21 protein-coding genes are annotated in these 19,022 nt (G+C 57.7%); 12 read left to right on the plus strand and 9 right to left on the minus strand.

Annotated elements, in window-relative coordinates:
- The first annotated feature begins 50 nt into the window (after nt 1-50).
- The 3 genes from GXB78_RS25745 to rarD all read left to right on the plus strand — a co-directional run bounded on the left by GXB78_RS25745 (nt 51) and on the right by rarD (nt 3,862).
- A complete protein-coding gene (locus GXB78_RS25745; RefSeq protein WP_329517536.1) occupies nt 51-1,361 on the plus strand; it encodes an MFS transporter in 1,311 nt (436 codons plus the stop codon).
- A 348-nt stretch (nt 1,362-1,709) separates the two neighbouring features.
- Nucleotides 1,710-2,723 carry an aldo/keto reductase gene (locus GXB78_RS25750; RefSeq protein WP_329517537.1) on the plus strand — a complete coding sequence of 338 codons (1,014 nt, stop codon included), beginning with the start codon at nt 1,710-1,712 and terminating at the stop codon, nt 2,721-2,723.
- Nucleotides 2,724-2,980: 257 nt separating this feature from the next.
- Nucleotides 2,981-3,862 carry an EamA family transporter RarD gene (rarD, locus tag GXB78_RS25755; protein WP_329517538.1) on the plus strand — a complete coding sequence of 294 codons (882 nt, stop codon included), beginning with the start codon at nt 2,981-2,983 and terminating at the stop codon, nt 3,860-3,862.
- Between the two features lie 179 nt (nt 3,863-4,041).
- Here the strand turns inward: rarD and hppD are convergent, their stop codons facing one another.
- Nucleotides 4,042-5,118 carry a 4-hydroxyphenylpyruvate dioxygenase gene (gene hppD, locus GXB78_RS25760; protein WP_016774910.1) on the minus strand — a complete coding sequence of 359 codons (1,077 nt, stop codon included), beginning with the start codon at nt 5,116-5,118 and terminating at the stop codon, nt 4,042-4,044.
- 351 nt (nt 5,119-5,469) lie between these two features.
- Between hppD and GXB78_RS25765 the strand changes: the two genes are divergently transcribed.
- A complete protein-coding gene (locus tag GXB78_RS25765) occupies nt 5,470-7,005 on the plus strand; it encodes an EAL domain-containing protein (RefSeq protein ID WP_329517539.1) in 1,536 nt (511 codons plus the stop codon).
- Nucleotides 7,006-7,232: 227 nt separating this feature from the next.
- Nucleotides 7,233-7,598, plus strand: a complete 366-nt coding sequence (locus tag GXB78_RS25770; protein ID WP_329517540.1) for a histone-like nucleoid-structuring protein, MvaT/MvaU family — start codon at nt 7,233-7,235, stop codon at nt 7,596-7,598.
- A gap of 216 nt (nt 7,599-7,814) precedes the next feature.
- On the opposite strand, the gene GXB78_RS25775 is transcribed toward GXB78_RS25770, so the two are convergent.
- Nucleotides 7,815-8,333 (minus strand): DUF4946 domain-containing protein, encoded by a 519-nt coding sequence (locus tag GXB78_RS25775; protein WP_329517541.1) that lies wholly within the window; start codon nt 8,331-8,333, stop codon nt 7,815-7,817.
- 137 nt (nt 8,334-8,470) lie between these two features.
- On the opposite strand from GXB78_RS25775, the gene gloA reads away from it, so the two are divergent.
- Complete coding sequence (gene gloA, locus GXB78_RS25780; protein WP_039762746.1) at nt 8,471-8,992, plus strand: lactoylglutathione lyase; 522 nt, start codon at nt 8,471-8,473, stop codon at nt 8,990-8,992.
- 254 nt (nt 8,993-9,246) lie between these two features.
- Here gloA and ahpF read toward each other — a convergent pair whose 3' ends face one another.
- From ahpF to GXB78_RS25795, 3 genes are all read right to left on the minus strand, one after another.
- Nucleotides 9,247-10,809, minus strand: a complete 1,563-nt coding sequence (ahpF, locus tag GXB78_RS25785) for an alkyl hydroperoxide reductase subunit F (protein WP_329517542.1) — start codon at nt 10,807-10,809, stop codon at nt 9,247-9,249.
- A gap of 124 nt (nt 10,810-10,933) precedes the next feature.
- Nucleotides 10,934-11,497 (minus strand): alkyl hydroperoxide reductase subunit C, encoded by a 564-nt coding sequence (gene ahpC / locus GXB78_RS25790; RefSeq protein ID WP_126363038.1) that lies wholly within the window; start codon nt 11,495-11,497, stop codon nt 10,934-10,936.
- 137 nt (nt 11,498-11,634) lie between these two features.
- On the minus strand, nt 11,635-12,573 hold the full coding sequence (locus GXB78_RS25795) for a site-specific integrase (RefSeq protein ID WP_329517543.1): 939 nt from the start codon (nt 12,571-12,573) through the stop codon (nt 11,635-11,637).
- Nucleotides 12,574-12,750: 177 nt separating this feature from the next.
- Here GXB78_RS25795 and GXB78_RS25800 point away from each other — a divergent pair, with 177 nt between their 5' ends.
- Nucleotides 12,751-13,767, plus strand: coding sequence for a DNA-binding protein (locus GXB78_RS25800; RefSeq protein ID WP_329517544.1), 1,017 nt, complete (start codon nt 12,751-12,753; stop codon nt 13,765-13,767).
- Here GXB78_RS25800 and gorA read toward each other — a convergent pair.
- A complete protein-coding gene (gene gorA / locus GXB78_RS25805; protein WP_329517545.1) occupies nt 13,764-15,122 on the minus strand; it encodes a glutathione-disulfide reductase in 1,359 nt (452 codons plus the stop codon). The two genes, GXB78_RS25800 and gorA, sit on opposite strands and share 4 nt — an antisense overlap.
- A 129-nt stretch (nt 15,123-15,251) precedes the next feature.
- Nucleotides 15,252-16,091 carry a UTP--glucose-1-phosphate uridylyltransferase GalU gene (galU, locus tag GXB78_RS25810; protein ID WP_024013124.1) on the minus strand — a complete coding sequence of 280 codons (840 nt, stop codon included), beginning with the start codon at nt 16,089-16,091 and terminating at the stop codon, nt 15,252-15,254.
- Between the two features lie 257 nt (nt 16,092-16,348).
- Between galU and GXB78_RS25815 the strand changes: the two genes are divergently transcribed.
- Both GXB78_RS25815 and GXB78_RS25820 read left to right on the plus strand, forming a co-directional pair.
- Complete coding sequence (locus GXB78_RS25815; protein WP_007912238.1) at nt 16,349-16,534, plus strand: hypothetical protein; 186 nt, start codon at nt 16,349-16,351, stop codon at nt 16,532-16,534.
- 140 nt (nt 16,535-16,674) lie between these two features.
- Nucleotides 16,675-16,962, plus strand: a complete 288-nt coding sequence (locus tag GXB78_RS25820; RefSeq protein ID WP_329517546.1) for a hypothetical protein — start codon at nt 16,675-16,677, stop codon at nt 16,960-16,962.
- Nucleotides 16,963-16,964: 2 nt separating this feature from the next.
- Here the strand turns inward: GXB78_RS25820 and GXB78_RS25825 are convergent, their stop codons facing one another.
- Entirely contained in the window at nt 16,965-17,195 is a 231-nt protein-coding gene (locus GXB78_RS25825; protein ID WP_039762740.1) for a hypothetical protein, read from the minus strand.
- A gap of 72 nt (nt 17,196-17,267) precedes the next feature.
- A complete protein-coding gene (locus GXB78_RS25830) occupies nt 17,268-17,624 on the minus strand; it encodes a hypothetical protein (RefSeq protein ID WP_071172600.1) in 357 nt (118 codons plus the stop codon).
- A gap of 211 nt (nt 17,625-17,835) precedes the next feature.
- On the opposite strand from GXB78_RS25830, the gene GXB78_RS25835 reads away from it, so the two are divergent.
- From GXB78_RS25835 to alkB, 3 genes are read left to right on the plus strand one after another with little or no spacing between them, the layout of a single operon-like run.
- Entirely contained in the window at nt 17,836-18,138 is a 303-nt protein-coding gene (locus GXB78_RS25835; RefSeq protein ID WP_007912251.1) for a DUF1883 domain-containing protein, read from the plus strand.
- A gap of 34 nt (nt 18,139-18,172) precedes the next feature.
- Complete coding sequence (locus GXB78_RS25840) at nt 18,173-18,337, plus strand: hypothetical protein (RefSeq protein ID WP_329517547.1); 165 nt, start codon at nt 18,173-18,175, stop codon at nt 18,335-18,337.
- Nucleotides 18,338-18,345: 8 nt separating this feature from the next.
- Complete coding sequence (gene alkB, locus GXB78_RS25845) at nt 18,346-19,017, plus strand: DNA oxidative demethylase AlkB (protein ID WP_329517548.1); 672 nt, start codon at nt 18,346-18,348, stop codon at nt 19,015-19,017.
- The last annotated feature ends 5 nt before the right edge of the window (nt 19,018-19,022 follow it).

Below are 19,022 nucleotides of genomic sequence, written 5' to 3' on the forward strand. Positions count from 1 at the left end.
TCAACGTTACCCTTTGCATCGCAAAAAATCATAATAAAGAGAGAGCCGCTATGTCGCAGAGCGCCGCAGCTACCCAGACCATCGACGACGGTAAAAACGCCGTCTACAAACGCATCACCCTGCGTTTGATTCCCTTCATTTTCATCTGCTACCTGTTCAACTACCTCGACCGGGTCAACGTCGGCTTCGCCAAGTTGCAGATGCTCGATGCACTGAAATTCAGCGAAACCGTATACGGCCTCGGCGCCGGGATTTTCTTCATCGGCTATGTGCTGTGCGGCGTGCCGAGCAACCTCGCACTGACCCGCTTCGGCCCACGGCGCTGGATTGCCTTGATGATGATCACCTGGGGCACGCTGTCGACCTGCCTGTTGTTCGTCACCACCCCGACCGAGTTCTACACTCTGCGCTTTTTCACCGGTGCGGCTGAGGCAGGTTTCTTCCCGGGCGTCGTGCTGTATCTCTCGCAGTGGTTCCCGACTTTCCGTCGCGGCCGGATCATGGCGCTGTTCATGTCGGCGATCCCGGTTTCCGGCTTGCTCGGCAGCCCGTTTTCCGGCTGGATTCTCAACCACTTCGCCGCTGGCCAGGGTGGCCTGGCCGGCTGGCAATGGATGTTTCTGCTGCAAGGCGTTCCGACCGTGATCCTCGGCGCGCTGGCGTATTTCCTCTTGAGCGACAGCTTCGCCAACGCCAAATGGCTGACCGCCCACGAGCGTTCGGTGCTCGAAGCCGACCACGCCGAAGACCTCGCCAACAAACCGAAAACCGCGACCGACTCGCTGCTCGCGGTGTTCAAGAACCCTGCTATCTGGGCCTTCGGCCTGATCTATTTCTGCATCCAGAGCGGCGTCTACGCGATCAACTTCTGGCTGCCGTCGATCATCAAGAACCTCGGCTTCAGCGATAACCTGGTGATCGGCTGGCTGAGTGCGATTCCGTATCTGCTCGCGGCGGTGTTCATGCTGGTGGTCGGCCGCTCGGCAGATTTGCGCAAGGAACGCCGCTGGCACTTGGTGGTGCCGATGCTGATGGGCGCTGTCGGTCTGGTGATTGCAGTGAATTTCGCGGCGAATCCGGCGATTGCGATCCTTGGTCTGACTATCGCGACGATGGGCGCTCTGACCGGTCTGCCAATGTTCTGGCCAGTGCCGACGGCGATGCTGAGCGCGGGCGCGGCGGCTGGCGGTCTGGCGTTGATCAACTCGATGGGGCAAATGGCCGGGTTCTTGAGCCCGTATCTGGTGGGTTGGGTCAAGGACAGCACCGGCTCGACGGATGCGGCACTGTATGTGCTGGCGGCGGTGATCGTAGGCGGAAGTTTGCTGGCGTTGCGGATGACGCGCACGTTGCGGGTTTAAAGCTGTTGCTGATGCTGAGATCGGCTTGGGCTTTGTGCTGTTCTGCAGATCGTTCCCCCTCACCCCAGCCCTCTCCCCCGAGGGGGCGAGGGGGAAAGGGAGCCGATTTGTGTATCGCTCAAATTCAGGTTCGGCGCGGCAAAGGGAGCTGATTTGTGGAGTTTTCAGATCTTGAGTTCGGCGGGATGTTTCAGGTCGGCAGTGTTTGGGCAAACACCTCGGTCAGTCCCCTCTCTCATCCGGGAGAGGGCTAGGGAGAGGGGCTCTTGACGTTAACAATTCACTTTGCCGCAGCAAACGCTTCTGGTATTTGATTAATCCCCCACCCACCGACAAAAGGATTTCGGCATGAGCTATCGCACACTGGGCCACTCGGGCTTGCAGGTCTCCACGCTCACCCTCGGCACGATGATGTTCGGCGAGCAGACCAGTACTGAAGATTCGCTGCGCATCATCGACAAGGCCTGGGATCAGGGGATCAATTTCATCGACACCGCCGACGTTTACACCAATGGCCGCTCCGAAGAGATCGTCGGGGAAGCGATCGCCCGTCATCGCCACGAGTGGGTGCTCGCTACAAAGGTCGGTTTCGGCCCGGTGGACGGTGTGCCTAACCGCAGTGGTTTAAGTCGCAAACACATTTTCAACGGACTCGAAGCCAGCCTCACCCGGCTCGGTACTGACTACGTCGACATCTATTACCTGCACCGCGAAGACCACAACACGCCGCTGGAAGTCAGTGTGTCGGCGATCGGTGATCTGATTCGCCAAGGCAAGATTCGCTATTGGGGCCTGTCGAATTATCGCGGCTGGCGGATCGCCGAAGTCATCCGTATCGCCGACAAACTGGGCGTTGATCGTCCGGTGATCAGCCAGCCGCTGTACAACATCGTCAACCGCCAGGCCGAGACCGAGCAGATCACCGCCGCGCAGACTTACGGCCTCGGTGTGGTGCCCTACAGCCCGCTGGCGCGTGGCGTGCTCAGCGGCAAGTACGCACCCGATGTGACGCCGGACGCCAACAGCCGCGCCGGGCGTCAGGACAAGCGCATTCTCGAAACCGAGTGGCGTGTGGAGTCGCTGCGCATTGCCCAGCAGATTCAGCAATACACCGAACAGCGGGGCGTTGGCATGGTCGAGTTCGCGATTGCCTGGGTATTGAACAACAGCGCGGTGACGTCAGCGATTGTCGGGCCGCGAACCGAGCAACAGTGGGACGCCTATACGCTGGCGCAGGCGGTGAAAATCACGGCCGAGGACGAGGCGTTTATCGATTCGCTGGTGACACCGGGGCATGCCTCGACACCGGGGTTCAACGATGTGAGCCATTTTGTGTCGGGGCGTAAACTGCGTTCGGCCTGAAACTGCACAAGCGGGGGAATGAGTGGCGTAAGCAAATTGCGGGTTCATACAAATCAACTGTGGGAGCGAGCCTGCTCGTGAAGCGGCAGCAGACGCAACATCTATACTGAATCTGCCGGCCTCTTCGCGAGCAGGCTCGCTCCCACAGGGTTTGTGCTTAGCTCCAGGATGTGGGAAATAATGAGCATCCGCTCAATATTCAGCACAAAAACCACGTATCCTGCGCGCCCGTTCAACCATCACGCCGCGAGGACAGTTTGTCTAAAGGTATCGCTTTATCGGTTTCAGCCTCAGTGCTGTTTGCCGTCATGTATTACTACACGTCGCTGCTGACGCCTCTGAGCGGCGTGGAAATTTTCGGCTGGCGCATGCTCCTCACCGTGCCGTGCATGACCCTGTTCATGCTGGCTTCGGGGGAATGGCGACGGGTGCTTGAGCTGTTCCGATTGATGGCGGCCAGACCGAAGCTGATCGCCGGGCTGCTGATTTCCTCCGCCCTGCTCGGCGTGCAGCTGTGGCTGTTCATGTGGGCACCGCTCAATGGCTACAGCCTGGATGTATCGCTGGGCTATTTCCTGTTGCCCCTGGCGATGGTGCTGACCGGGCGGATTGCCTATGGCGAGAGCCTGTCCTGGCTGCAAAAGATCGCGGTGTTTTTCGCCAGCCTCGGCGTGTTGAACGAGTTGTATCAGGTTGGCGGATTTTCCTGGGCGACGCTGGTGGTCGTGGTCGGCTATCCGCTGTATTTCGTGCTGCGCAAATACCTGAAAACCGACAACCTCGGCGGGCTGTGGGTCGACATGACCCTGATGCTGCCAGTCGCCTACTGGTTTGTGCAGGGCGGTGAACAGGGTCTGGCCGTGTTCGATCAATACCCGGCGTTGATGTGGTTGATTCCGCTGCTCGGCCTGATCAGCGCTTCCGCGCTGGTGGTGTACATCATTGCCAGCCGCTTGCTGCCGTTCAGTCTGTTCGGCTTGTTGAGTTATGTGGAACCGGTGTTGTTGCTTGCAGTGGCATTGTTGCTTGGGGAAAGCATCAAGTCGGGAGAATGGCTGACCTACATACCGATCTGGCTGGCGGTTGTGGTGCTGGTTTTCGAAGGCTTCAAGCATTTGACGCGCCAACGCCGCTCCTGAATGCAACACAAAACAAATGTGGGAGCGAGCCTGCTCGCGAAGTCGTCAGACCAGTCAACATGACTGTTGAACGAAAGTCCGCATTCGCGAGCAGGCTCGCTCCCACAGGTTTTGTATGAAGCAAAAAAATCCCGGCACTGCATTTGTGCAGGCCGGGATTTTTTTATTTCAGGTGCAAATTACTCGGTGGTCAGTACACCACGCCGCACCTGGTCACGCTCGATCGATTCGAACAGCGCCTTGAAGTTGCCCTCGCCGAAGCCATCGTCGCCCTTGCGCTGGATGAACTCGAAGAACACCGGCCCCATCAGGGTTTCCGAGAAGATTTGCAACAACAGGCGCTTGTCGCCCTGCTCCGACGCGCCATCAAGCAAGATGCCGCGCGATTGCAGCTGATCGACCGGCTCGCCGTGATTTGGCAGACGACCTTCGAGCATTTCGTAGTAGGTATCCGGCGGCGCGGTCATGAAGCGCATGCCGATTTTCTTCAACTGATCCCAGGTCTTGATCAGGTCGTCGGTGAGAAACGCAACGTGCTGGATGCCCTCGCCGTTGAACTGCATCAGGAACTCTTCGATCTGCCCGGCGCCCTTGGATGACTCTTCGTTGAGCGGGATGCGGATCATGCCATCCGGTGCGGTCATCGCTTTCGAGGTCAGGCCGGTGTATTCGCCCTTGATGTCGAAGTAACGGATCTCGCGGAAGTTGAACAGCTTCTCGTAGAAGTTCGCCCAGTAGGCCATGCGACCGCGATAAACGTTGTGAGTCAGGTGGTCGATGATCTTCAGGCCGGCACCAACCGGATTGCGATCAACGCCTTCGATGAACACGAAGTCGATGTCGTAGATCGAGCTGCCTTCGCCGAAACGGTCGATCAGGTACAGCGGCGCGCCGCCGATGCCTTTGATTGCCGGCAGATTGAGCTCCATTGGACCGGTTTCGATGTGGATCGGCTGAGCACCCAGTTCGAGTGCGCGGCTATAGGCTTTTTGCGAATCCTTGACGCGAAATGCCATGCCGCAAACGGACGGGCCGTGTTCAGCCGCGAAGTACGAGGCGACGCTGTTGGGTTCGTTGTTGAGGATCAGGTTGATCGCGCCCTGACGGTACAGGTGCACGTTCTTGGAGCGGTGGGTCGCGACTTTGGTGAAGCCCATGATCTCGAAGATCGGCTCCAGCGTGCCGGGAGTCGGCGCTGCGAACTCGATGAACTCAAAGCCCATCAGGCCCATTGGGTTTTCGTATAAATCTGCCATGGTGACGCCTCATCATTTCTTATCAATTAACCAGGGTTATTTGTCAGGAAAGTGATGCAGCGGGAGGCGCACAGGAGATGCCACGCACGCTGCGAGCGAGGAAGTCTCCGTAGATCAGTTGAAACCCGAATATCTTCATTGTCGACCCAAGGCTCTTGCGGGCGAGGCTTCTGCTGCCAGAAGACGATTATTATTGTATGCGTAACCCGATTCTACACAGCGTAACCATACCTGTCTGCCCTCTCCCTAAAATCTGTTCAGTTGCGCACGGCACAAAACCTGGCTGCCATCTATTCTCCCCACTGGCTCAATTGTTTACCGGGCCCGACTTCGAAGCCACAGGATGTGCTCATGCCGCTGACCCGCAGACCCCGCCGCAAACGCAGCACCCGCAACGTCGTAACTTTGCTCAGCGGCCTCCTGCCAATCGTGCTGGGCAGTGTGATTCTCTATATGCAGGCAGAACGCACGTTGCAGCAAAGCGCCAGGGAAACTGCCGAGCAAGCGTTGCGCCAGTTCGACCTGATGCTCGATAACACGGCGGAAGCCGCCCGGATTCTGTTGCCGCTTGCCGGGAAAAATTGCGAAGAGGTGAAACTCGCCCTGCGTGAACAGGTAACCCGCCGCCCCTTCGTGCGCTCGACCAATCTGGTCTGGGACAACAATCTCTACTGCAGTTCGCTGTTCGGCCAGTTCAACGAAGCCGTTGATGCCGGCAATTATCACGACGGCAAACTGTGGCTGATGAACGGCAATCCGGTAACGCCCAACACGGCATTGTTGATTTATCGCCTCAGCGACGGTCGTGGCGGCGCGCTGACCACGCTCGACGGTTATCACCTGAGTAACATTCTGCGCCTGATCGGTCGCCAGACATTACTGATGTTGCAAGTGGGCGATAACTGGCTGTCCGCCGACGGCAAAGTGCATCAGGGGCCCATGCCTGCCCTGCCGGTGGCGCATAGCATGCTGGATTCCGCGCGTTACGGTTTCAAAGTGTCGGCGGGGTTCCCTGAGGGCGAAATCTGGCGTTACATGGCGGCTGAGTATCCCCCGCTGTTCAGTCTGTTGATTTTCTTCGGTGCACTCTCCGCTGCCATTGGCCATTTCGTCCAGAAGCGGTCGACTTCGCCCAGCCACGAAATGCTGCGCGCGCTGGAAGCCGGGGAGTTCATTCCCTACTTCCAGCCCGTGGTTCATGGTGACAGCAAGCAATGGTCGGGTGCCGAAGTACTGATGCGCTGGAATCATCCGAAAGAGGGCCTGGTGCGGCCGGACCTGTTTATTCCGTTTGCCGAGCATTCGGGCTTGATCGTGCCGATGACCCGCGCCCTGATGCAACAGACTGCGGTCCTGCTGGGGCCGCACTGCGCAACCTTCGGCAAACCATTCCATATCGGCATCAATATCACCGCCAGCCACTGCCAGGATCTGGAGCTGGTCGAGGATTGTCGTGACCTCCTGGCGGCGTTTGCGCCTGGCAGCGTCGAACTGGTGCTGGAATTGACGGAGCGCCAGCTGGTCGAGCCGAATGACATCACCCTGCAGCTCTTCGAGCAGCTGCATGCACTGGGCGTAAAAATCGCAATCGACGACTTTGGTACCGGACATTCAAGCCTTGGTTATCTACGCACCTTCAATGTCGACTTTCTAAAGATCGATCAGAGCTTCGTGGCGATGATCGGCGTAGACGCGTTATCAAGGCATATTCTCGACACCATTATCGAGCTCTCGGCCAAACTGGAGTTGGGTATTGTTGCCGAAGGTGTCGAAACTCAGGCTCAGGCTGATTACCTGACCGAGCATAACGTTAGTTTTCTGCAGGGCTATTTGTACGGTAGACCAATGCCTGGCGCTGATTTCCTCGACGCATTAACTCATCATTAAGTCGCCGCCATGGTCCGCCGAACAGCCGCACCAAATTGATACAAAAAGTCATTGTTGTTACATGACGACAACATCAGGATTTACTCTTGTCGCATTAACTACTACAATTTTTTCAACCTGAGCCAGACTGGCAGGTGAGCCAATTATCATCGAGTCGCTTCAAGGCTCTTGGCTTATAGCTTTGTTTGCGGTTGGTATCAGCCAAACACACTATTGGAGTAAAGATATTGTCCAGACTCGCTGAATTTCGCGCAGCTGAAAAGGCCCTTCAGGAACAGCTCAAACAGCTGGAATCGCTGAAGAACGATGCCGGGCTCAAGAAAGAAATCGAATTCGAAGAAAAGCTCCAGGGACTGATGAAAACCTACGGCAAAGGCCTGAAAGACATCATCGCCATCCTCGATCCGAACCCGGCAAAATCGGGCCTGCAGCCTTCCACAGCGCCGAAGACCCGCCGCGCTCGAGTGGTCAAGGTTTACCAGAATCCGCACACTGGCGAGCTGATCGAAACCAAGGGCGGCAACCATCGCGGCCTCAAGGCCTGGAAAGAACAGTACGGTGCAGCCACTGTTGATTCCTGGTTGCGCGGTTGATCTGACGCCAACAAAAAGCCCTGCTCGAAGCAGGGCTTTTTTATTGACAATATCTAACAAATGAAATGATTTTCATCGAACAAGTTGGAAATTTGTGTAACGTTACTGAATCATCAGGCTAAACATTTTGCTGCGCAATGTTGCTACAAGAAGCCGGATCAAACTTTGTGCTTAATCCTTTTCGGCATTCAAAACACCGCTAGTTAGTACGTACGTTTATAATTTCAGGCTGTTGCGTGCCGCTTCTATGTCGTCTGCACTGGCCTTATAAACCTCGGCCTGACCGGCATATGAAAGTACATATGCCTTGTCTGTTTCCACGGCGGCTACCAACGTTTGTGATAATACGTGTCGGCCGTTTTCAGTCACCGTGCAGGTCGTTTCCAGGCCGCTCAACGAACCGAGTGCTGCTGGATGAATGCGGTTGCAGACGCTCTGATAGCCACTGCGGAAAAAATCCTTCTGAATGGATTTGCGCATCTCCAGCAGCACGCCTTGCAGATTGACCTGATGGCCCGCCTCCACTTGGGTCATGGTCAACTCCATCACCATCACCTGGTTACCGTCGGCATCGAGCTTCACCGCCCTTTGTCGCGAAACTGACGGCGTGCTGCCGGGCAATGCTTCAACCTCCCAGCCAGCCGGCCAGGTGATGCTCGGTTCGGCCATGGCAGGAAATACCATGCCCAACGACAAAGTCAAACAAACAAACGCGGATTTCAACAGTCGGATCATTACCGGACGCACTCGTAGATAGAAGGCAAAGTCTGAGCCCCGCCCTCGCGCAGGGCAAGCCCGCCTTGCATTTGGCGATGCCGGCCGGCATGCGTATCATTGCGCCCATTCACTTGCCCATTGTTATTGGAGGGCCCATGAGCCTCAACGAATTGAACACTTTTCCCGGCGTGACTGCCACGCCAGACAGCGCAACCCGCAACTTCGTGTTCAACCACACCATGCTGCGCGTCAAGGACATCACCAAGTCGCTGGACTTCTACACCCGCGTGCTGGGTTTTTCGCTGGTCGAGAAGCGTGATTTCCCCGAAGCCGAGTTCAGCCTGTACTTTCTCGCGCTGGTCGATAAAGCGCAGATCCCGGCCGACGCCGCCGCGCGCACCGAGTGGATGAAATCGATCCCGGGCATTCTCGAACTGACCCACAACCACGGCACCGAAAACGATGCCGACTTCGCCTATCACAACGGCAACACCGATCCGCGTGGTTTCGGCCACATCTGCATTTCGGTGCCGGATATCGTCGCGGCATGTGCACGTTTTGAAGAGCTGGGTTGCGATTTCCAGAAGCGCCTGACCGATGGCCGCATGAAGAGCCTGGCGTTCATCAAGGATCCGGATGGCTACTGGGTCGAAATCATTCAGCCTGCACCGCTGTAAAAGCTTAAAAGCCCCTCACCCTAGCCCTCTCCCAGAGGGAGAGGGGACTGATTGGGGAATGTTGGAGAATTACACCGACCTGAACGATTGGCGGTGAATCCATAATCGACTGGATCTGTCAGGTTGACAGAAAACGCCAGACCGCTCGGTCGGCTCCCTCTCCCTCGGGAGAGGGCTGGGGTGAGGGGCAGCTTTACGCGTGCATAAAAAAACCCATGATCGCTCATGGGTTTTTTTCGTTTTCGGCTTGGCAATTACGCCGGTGCCGAAGTCCGGATCAAGTGATCGAACGCACTCAGCGAAGCCTTGGCGCCCTCGCCTACTGCAATCACGATCTGCTTGTAAGGCACAGTCGTCACGTCGCCCGCTGCAAAGATCCCCGGGATCGAAGTCTCGCCACGATTATCGACAATGATCTCGCCACGCGGCGACAGCTCGATGGTGCCCTTCAGCCAATCGGTGTTGGGCAGCAGACCGATCTGCACGAAGATGCCTTCCAGCTCCACCGTGCGCAGTTCATCAGTGGTGCGGTCCTTGTAGCGCAGGCCGTTGACCTTCTCGCCGTTACCGGTGACTTCAGTGGTTTGCGCACTGGTGATCACGGTGACGTTCGGCAAGCTGTGCAGTTTGCGTTGCAGCACGGCGTCGGCACGCAGTTGCACGTCGAATTCCAGCAGGGTTACGTGCGAGACGATACCGGCCAGGTCAATGGCTGCTTCAACGCCGGAGTTACCGCCGCCGATCACTGCCACACGCTTGCCTTTGAACAATGGACCGTCACAGTGCGGGCAGTACGCCACGCCTTTGTTGCGGTATTCCTGCTCGCCCGGGACGTTCATTTCGCGCCAGCGTGCGCCGGTCGCAAGGATTACGCTCTTGGCCTTCAGGGTTGCGCCGCTGGCGAAGCGGACTTCGTGCAGCTCGCCGGGCTTGCCCGGGATGAGCTTGTCGGCACGTTGCAGGTTCATGATGTCGACGTCGTATTGCTTGACGTGTTCTTCCAGCGCCGTGGCCAGTTTCGGGCCTTCGGTTTCCTGTACGGAAATGAAGTTTTCGATGGCCATGGTGTCCAGCACCTGACCGCCGAAGCGCTCAGCGGCGACGCCGGTGCGGATGCCTTTGCGTGCGGCATAGATCGCGGCCGAAGCGCCGGCCGGGCCACCGCCGACGACCAGTACGTCGAAGGCTTCCTTGGCGCTGATCTTCTCGGCCTGACGCACGATGGCGCCGGTATCGAGTTTGGCGAGGATTTCTTCCAGGCCCATGCGGCCCTGGCCGAAGTTTTCACCGTTCAGGTAGATGCTCGGCACGGCCATGATCTTGCGATCGTTGACTTCGTCCTGGAACAGCGCGCCGTCGATGGCGACGTGGCGGATATTCGGGTTGAGCACGGCCATCAGGTTCAGCGCCTGGACGACGTCCGGGCAGTTCTGGCAGGACAGCGAGAAGTAAGTCTCGAAGCTGAACTCGCCTTTGAGCGAGCGAATCTGCTCGATCACTTCAACGCTAGCCTTCGATGGGTGGCCGCCGACTTGCAGCAGGGCCAGCACCAGGGAGGTGAATTCGTGGCCCATCGGGATGCCGGCAAAACGCAGGCTGATGTCGGCTCCGGGGCGGTTGATCGAGAACGATGGCTTGCGGGCATCGTCACCGCTGTCGATCAGGGTAATCTGGCTCGAAAGACTGGCAACGTCTTTCAGCAGGTCGAGCATTTCACGGGATTTCGCACCGTCGTCGAGGGATGCAACGATCTCGATCGGTTGGGTGACCCGTTCCAGGTACGATTTCAACTGGGCTTTAAGATTGGCGTCCAACATACGGGCGATTTCCTTTATTCGAGGCGAAAAAAAGCCCGAGCGAATCTCGCCCGGGCATTTTTATTGGGCGGTGCAGCTAACTTATGAAGGTGCGGCGTACCGCCCTGCGTTGCATGTCACAGACTCAGATCTTGCCGACCAGGTCCAGCGACGGAGCCAGAGTGGCCTCGCCTTCTTTCCACTTGGCCGGGCAAACTTCGCCTGGGTGTGCAGCGACGTACTGGGCAGCCTTGATCTTGCGCAGCAGCTCGGAAGCGTCACGGCCAACGCCGCCATCGTTCAGTTCAACGATTTTGATCTGGCCTTCAGGGTTGATCACGAAGGTGCCACGGTCAGCCAGACCGGCTTCTTCGATCAGCACGTCGAAGTTGCGGGAGATGACGTGGGTCGGGTCGCCGATCATGGTGTATTGGATTTTGCCGATGGCTGGCGAGGTGTTGTGCCAGGCAGCGTGAGCAAAGTGGGTGTCGGTCGAAACGCTGTAGATTTCCACGCCCAGCTTCTTGAATTCAGCGTAGTTGTCGGCCAGGTCTTCCAGTTCGGTTGGGCAGACGAAGGTGAAGTCGGCTGGGTAGAAGAACACTACGGACCACTTGCCTTTCAAGTCAGCATCCGAGACTTGAACGAAGTCGCCGTTTTTGAACGCGGTAGCTTTGAACGGTTTTACTTGGCTGTTGATGATAGGCATCGATGACTCTCCGTCAGGGGTTATGAAGTTGATGGGTGAATCCTACCCACTCACTCGACGGAAGGCTCATTGGCAAACCTGATACTGCTGATTTGTTTTCGCTATTAGCTGACTGTATTAATAGAAGAAAACGATCTCTACGGCTGATCCGGTTTATCCATAATCCGAGCCATTCCCTGGAATGGGCTGACCTCAACATAGCGCATGGCGGATTTCATGTCCTTCCAGCCAACGTAACTCATCAGCGATTTCAGATCCCAGCCGCTCTGATGCGCCCAGGTTGCAAAACCGCGTCGCAACGAGTGACTGGTATATCCGGCGGCGGCAATCCCGGCGCGCTGCAACGCTTGGCGTAACAGGGGAATGATGCTGTTGGCGTGCAGGCCCTCTTCACTCAAGTTGCCCCAGCGATCAATGCTGCGGAAAACCGCGCCGCGAACCAGCGCTGCTTCCGTGATCCAGTCGATATAGGCCTCGACCGGGCACAGCTTCGCCAGCGCCGGAGCCTGATAGGTCTGCCCGAGGTTTTCCCGGTCACCCTTGCTGCGCGGAAGATACAAGGTAATTCCCTTGCCAGCGCTCGCCTGCACATGTTCGATCTGCAAACGGCACAACTCATCGCTGCGAAAACCCCGCCAAAAGCCCAACAGAATCAACGCGCGATCACGATAAGCCTTGAGCAAAGTCGGGCGATCCTGTTCCTGCCTGGCCGTCTGCGCTTCCTGCTCCAGCCAATCGATCACTCGTTGCAGATCCTGCAGTTGCAACGGCTCAGCCTGTTTTTCCTGCGCCGGATGCAAGGCGCGAATCCCTTTGAACACCTTGCGCACCACTGGCGCCTTGGTCGGGTCGGCGAAACCCTGACTGTTGTGCCACTGCGCCAGCGCCGACAGACGCAATTTCAGCGTGTTGATCGACAGCACTCCGGCGTGCTCCACCAGATAGCGCGCAACGCTGTCGGCGGTGGCCGGGAGAAATCCGCCCCACGTTACCTCGAAATGCTCGATCGCCATGCGATAGCTGCGACGGGTGTTGTCGCGGGTGGCGGCTTGCAGATAGCGATCGATGTCACTCATGGGCAGTTTTCTCGCTGGCGTACTGGATCAGGCATGCAGAGGCGCATTTTGCCGCCTGACATTGGGTAATACCAGTATATCCCGCCTGTTTTATCTCAAATATTTACCTATGTTTCCAGCATGGTACACTGCGTACTTTAGTGGCATGTACCACAGTACGTAACCGTAGGAGTTCATATGGCCCGTGGCGGCATTACCAAAGCGCTGGTGCAAATCGCGCGCACTGCAATTCTGGCTCGCGGCGAACACCCGAGCATTGATGCAGTACGCATCGAAATGGGCAACACCGGCTCGAAAACCACGATCCATCGCTATCTGAAAGAACTGGATGACGGCGCGCAGCCAACCGAAGCGTCGGCGGAACCGATCGATGATGAGCTGACCGCCCTCGTCTCCCGCCTCGCCCAGCGCCTCAAAGAGCAGGCGCAAGAGCCCATCGAGCAGGCCCGCGAGCAGTTCGAAGAGCAACGCGAAGCACTGGAAACCGAGTTGAAACAGGTTCGCCAGGCGCTGGAGAAACTCGAACACGACCACGATATTCAGGGCGCCGCGCTGCAACGCGAATCCGAAGCGCTGACAAGCACCCGCTCGATGCTGCAAACCGAACAGACGCGCAACGCCGGTCTCAACCAGGCATTGGCCGATTTTGAATTGCGCTTGCAGGACAAGGACGAGCAGATCCGCTCGCTGGAAGAGAAGCACCTGCACGCCCGCGATGCGCTGGAGCACTACCGTAACGCCACCAAGGAACAGCGCGAGCAGGAGCAGGCCCGTCACGAAGGGCAGATCCAGCAGATCCAGGCCGAGCTACGTCAAGCCCAGCAGAGCGCACTGGTGCGCCAGGACGAAATCACTCAATTGCACCGTGACAACGAACGCCTGCTCACCGAGAACCGTGGCACCCAGCGCGAGCTGAACCTGGTGCAGGACCAGCTCAAGCAGAGCAATCAACGTCAGGACCAGTTGCTCGAACAGGCCACGCGAATGGACAGCGAACGCACCCTGCTCCAGGAACGCTTGCGCGTGGCGACGCTGGAAAGCCAGGCGCTCAAGCAGAGCGTCGACGAACAGACGCAGCTCAATCAGTCATTGGAAAAGGAGTTGCTCAAGGCTCAGGCGAGCCTGGAAGAGAGCCAGCGTCTGGCGGCTACCGTTGCGGCAGCGCCAGACTCAGCCAAAGCGAAGGACGCTTAAGCGCTGACCGGCGTGCGCATGGTCACAAACTCTTCGGCGGCCGTCGGGTGCACCCCGATGGTGTCGTCGAAGTCGCGCTTGGTCGCGCCGGCCTTCAAGGCGATCGCCAGACCTTGCACGATCTCGCCAGCGTCCGGGCCCACCATGTGACAGCCAAGCACCTTGTCAGTCCTGGCGTCGACCACCAGCTTCATCAGGGTTTTCTCCTGACAGTCAGTCAGGGTCAGCTTCATCGGCCGGAAGCGACTCTCGAAAATCACCACCTCATGGCCACATTCGCGCGCTTCTTCCTCGCTTAAACCAACCGTGCCGATATTCGGCAGACTGAACACGGCAGTCGGGATCATCTTGTAATCCACTGGACGATATTGCTCTGGCTTGAACAGGCGCCGCGCCACGGCCATGCCTTCGGCGAGCGCGACAGGGGTCAGTTGCACGCGACCGATGACGTCACCCAGCGCCAGAATCGACGGTTCGGTGGTTTGATACTCGCCGTCGACTTTGATGAAGCCCTTGTCGTCGAGCTGCACATCGATGTTTTCCAGGCCCAGATTGTCCAGCATCGGACGCCGGCCGGTGGCGTAGAACACGCAATCGGCTTCGAGTACGCGACCATCCTTGAGCGTCGCCTTCAAGCTGCCATCAGCTTGTTTGTCGATGCGTGCGATGTCGGCATTGAATTGCAGGTCGAGGCCGCGCTTGGTCAATTCTTCTTGCAGGTGCTTGCGCACAGACCCGTCGAAACCACGCAGGAACAGATCACCGCGATACAGCAGTGTAGTGTTGGCGCCGAGACCATGGAAAATTCCGGCGAACTCGACCGCGATATAACCGCCGCCGACCACCAGCACGCGCTTGGGCAATTCTTTGAGGAAGAACGCTTCGTTCGAACCGATAGCGTGTTCATGCCCCGGGATTCCAGGGATCTGCGGCCAGCCGCCGGTGGCGATCAGGATGTTTTTCGCGGTGAAGCGCTCGCCGTTGACCTCGACCTCGTGCGGCCCGACAATTTTCGCGTGCGCCTCGTGCAGGGTCACGCCACTGTTGACCAGAAGATTGCGGTAAATGCCGTTGAGGCGATTGATCTCGCGATCCTTGTTGGCGATCAGCGTGGCCCAATCGAAGTTGGCTTCGCCCAGGTTCCAGCCGAAACCGGACGCTTGCTCGAAGTCCTCGGCAAAGTGCGCACCGTAGACCAAAAGCTTTTTCGGCACGCAGCCGACGTTGACGCAGGTGCCGCCCAGATAACGGCTCTCGGCCACCGCCACTTTCGCCCCGAAGCCGGCAGCAAACCGCGCAGCCCGCACACCGCCGGAACCGGCACCAATCACATAAAGGTCAAAATCGTAGGCCATTTCTATCTCCTCGGCAGGCCATCAGCATACCCGCAGACATCCATTGGGCAAGCACTGCCATCCATATAAGGGCGGAAAATGAAAAAGCCACCCGGAGGTGGCCTTATCTTGCAGACAGGGCAAATGCTATTAGTAAGCCTTGCCGGTCTTGTAGAAGTTTTCGAAGCAGAAGTTGGTCGCGTCGATGTAGCCTTCAGCGCCACCGCAGTCGAAACGCTTGCCCTTGAACTTGTAGGCCATGACGCAACCGTTCTGGGCCTGCTTCATCAGGGCGTCGGTGATCTGGATTTCACCGCCCTTGCCTGGCTCGGTCTGTTCGATCAGGTCGAAGATGTCCGGGGTCAGGATGTAACGGCCGATGATCGCCAGGTTCGACGGCGCGTCTTCCGGCTTTGGCTTCTCGACCATGCTGTGCACGCGGTAGATGTCGTCACGGATCATTTCGCCGGCAATCACACCGTACTTGTTGGTTTCCTGCGGATCGACTTCCTGGATAGCGACGATCGAGCAGCGGAACTGCTTGTACAGCTTGACCATCTGGGTCAGTACGCCGTCGCCGTCGATGTTGACGCACAGGTCGTCCGCCAGAACCACGGCGAACGGCTCGTCACCGATCAGCGGGCGGCCAGTCAGGATCGCGTGGCCCAGACCTTTCATTTCGGTCTGACGGGTGTAGGAGAACGAGCACTCGTCCAACAGTTTGCGGATCCCGACCAGGTATTTTTCCTTGTCGGTGCCCTTGATCTGGTTTTCCAGCTCGTAGCTGATGTCGAAGTGGTCTTCCAGAGCACGCTTGCCGCGGCCGGTGACGATGGAGATCTCAGTCAGGCCAGCGTCCAGTGCTTCTTCAACGCCGTACTGGATCAGTGGCTTGTTTACCACCGGCAGCATTTCTTTAGGCATGGCTTTGGTCGCTGGGAGGAAGCGAGTGCCGTAACCGGCTGCTGGAAACAAGCATTTCTTGATCATATAAGTCCTTGAAAAGGCTGTGTGTACGAGTTTCGAGGCAGTCTAATCAGGCGGCGCGCGCCTTACAATGCCCCGCGCTGGCTAACCGATGCCAACATAGAGAAATAATCGCGCGGATAGTTCCATCCGGGTTTTCGGCAGCAAAGTCAGCGTAGCTCAAGATCCGTTGAAACTGGATCACCATACGCTTATCGGCCCCCAATGCGAGCATTTGCCGCTATCATGGCGCCTTTGAACCAGCGAACGAGAAAGACCAGATGGCTGCGGTAAAAATCATCAACGGGTATGTGATCGACAAGAAAGACGGCAAGTGGACGCTGACCACCACCAATGGCGAACATATCGCCGGGCCTTTCGACAGCGAGCAGATGGCGACGGATGTGGCCTCGGTATTCACCGATACGCCTGCATCGGCCAAACGTCGTGGCAAGGATCAGGACTGATCCTCTCTACACCAGCCCCAGGCCCTGCCAGCACGCAGGGCTTTTTTGTGCCTTGTTGGCAAACACGTGGCCAATCGCTATAACCTTTTCGTCGCCGCGCTGTCAGAGCATCCAGTCCCCCACCTGAAGACCACGCAACCATGAACCTGAACAAACTGCAGCCGCTCTTCGCGGTATTGGTACTGAGCGGCTGTGCCACCTCGCAGCCGACCTATCTGAACAATGGCGAACAGGGTCTGAGCATCGATTGCTCCGGCGAAGCCAATTCCTGGGCGATGTGCTACGAAAAGGCCGATGCCTCTTGCGCAGGCACCGGTTATCGCATTGTCGGCACTGACGGCACACCAGCCCCTGCGGAAGACGACAAAACCCTGGGCGTCGACGTTGGCAATTACAAAACCCGCAACGTCGTGGTTGTCTGCAAGTAAGCCTACATGTGGATTTCGGCGAACTTGATCCCGAGGCCACGGACGACCTCGATCAGATCGTCGAGCCGACTGAAGGACTCGACTTCGTCGTTATCGTCCACCAGGAAGTAGCTGCGCCCTGCACTCTTCTTGAAAAACACGATCCATTCACCAGGATTCGCAGGGTTCTGGATGACATGGGTGGCAGAGATAAGGCCCTCTGCGTGGCGCTCGCGCACGTGCTCTCGCTTCATCACAACTCCAAAAATGACAATGCCGTCACAGCAGGACTGTGACGGCATCGGGTGCTGATGTTCGGTAGTCTATCAGCCGGAAATACAGGCGTTCGCGGCTTTCTGCACATCATGCGGGCGAACCGGCACGTTGGACATGCGTTCATGCAGCTTGATGCTGCTGCCACCGGCGCGATCTTCGATATCAAAAACTGCTGCCGGGCCTGACGAAAGCTTGCCCGGAACGATGACTCGCACGCCATCCTTCTGCGGCTGGACCTGCAACGCGCCACGACTGTCAGCGAGCTTGTCGGTCAGGCACTGCGCATACTCCTGGGGCTTTTTGCCGGAGATCACGCTCATGGTTGGCAGCGTTTCATTGATTTCGGAAACATTTGCGCAACCGGCCATCGCCAGAATCAACGGCACACACACCACACCCCACTTCATATGAATCCTCCGTTAAAGACCGTCCGACAGCACAAATGCCGCTTTTCTCCGGGGCCTTGTGCATTTAACCCGCCTGCCATGGCGAAGTTCTGTTCAAAATTTGTCAAAGCAACGCCCGACGGCCAGATAATAACCCGTGCGGGCTGATAAACTGCGCCCATCGACAAGCTATCGTTTTGATTTAGTAGAAAAAGCCCTTCTGGAGGCGCCCATGAAATTCATTCACCAGCGCGAGCACCTCAACGAAGACGACATCGTCGTCATTCAATGCTCGCAGATGTGCAACATCCGTTTGATGAACGACGCCAACTTCCGCAGCTTCAAGAACGGCGGCCGTCATACCTATCACGGCGGCGCGTTCGACACCTTCCCGGCACGCATCACGGCGCCGAGTACCGGCTTCTGGAATATCACCATCGACACCGTCAACCGCCGCGCAATCAGCGTCACGCGCAAGCCGACCCTGACCCATTCGATCAAGATCATCCGTCGCTCCAGCACTAAACTGAGCTGATACGCGCAGCCTATTCTGAAAGGAAACCACTACCGTGGCGCAAAAAACCAAATACGTGATCAAGTACAAACTGGACGGCGAGCAGCGTTTCGAATTCGCCGAGCTGGAAAACGGCACTGACGAGGAAGCGAAAGCGGCGCTGAAGAAAATGCACGCTGACGAGGAGCTCAGTGACATCAAGGTCAGCAAAGCGCTGTAACCAACACCATGCAACCGACCACATTTGACCTGTTCGCCGACAACGAACCCGTACAGCAGCCCCGCGCCGAGCAGATCGGCGAACAATCGTGGGTGCTGCGCGGATTCGCCTTGCCACGGGTCGAGCAACTGCTGACCGAGCTCGAAGCCATTCTTGCCGCGGCCCCGCTGCGCCACATGGTCACGCCCGGAGGTTTCAGCATGTCGGTCGGCACCAGCAGTTGCGGGCAGTTGGGCTGGATCACTGATCGCAGCGGTTACCGCTATTCCAGCGTCGATCCACTCAGCGGCTTGCCGTGGCCGTCGATGCCGGCGGTGTTTGCCGATCTGGCGCACGAGGCGGCGGAACGCGCCGGCTTCGCGGGTTTTCAGGCCGACTCCTGCCTGATCAACCAATACGTCCCCGGCGCCAAGATGTCGCTGCATCAGGACAAGGACGAAAAGGGCTACGCTGCGCCCATCGTTTCGCTGTCGCTGGGCCTGCCGGCGATGTTTCTGTTCGGTGGCTTCGAACGCAGCGACAAGAGCCAACGCATCCCGCTGTTGCACGGCGACATGGTGGTCTGGGGCGGCGTGGATCGCCTGCGCTATCACGGCGTGCTGCCGATCAAACCCGGCCATCACCCACGCTTGGGCGAACGACGTATCAACATCACCTTCCGCGTCGCCGGGGATCAGTAAAAGTT

Origin of the sequence: Pseudomonas moraviensis subsp. stanleyae (assembly GCF_036283065.1) — a bacterium.
Taxonomy (GTDB): domain Bacteria; phylum Pseudomonadota; class Gammaproteobacteria; order Pseudomonadales; family Pseudomonadaceae; genus Aquipseudomonas; species Aquipseudomonas stanleyae.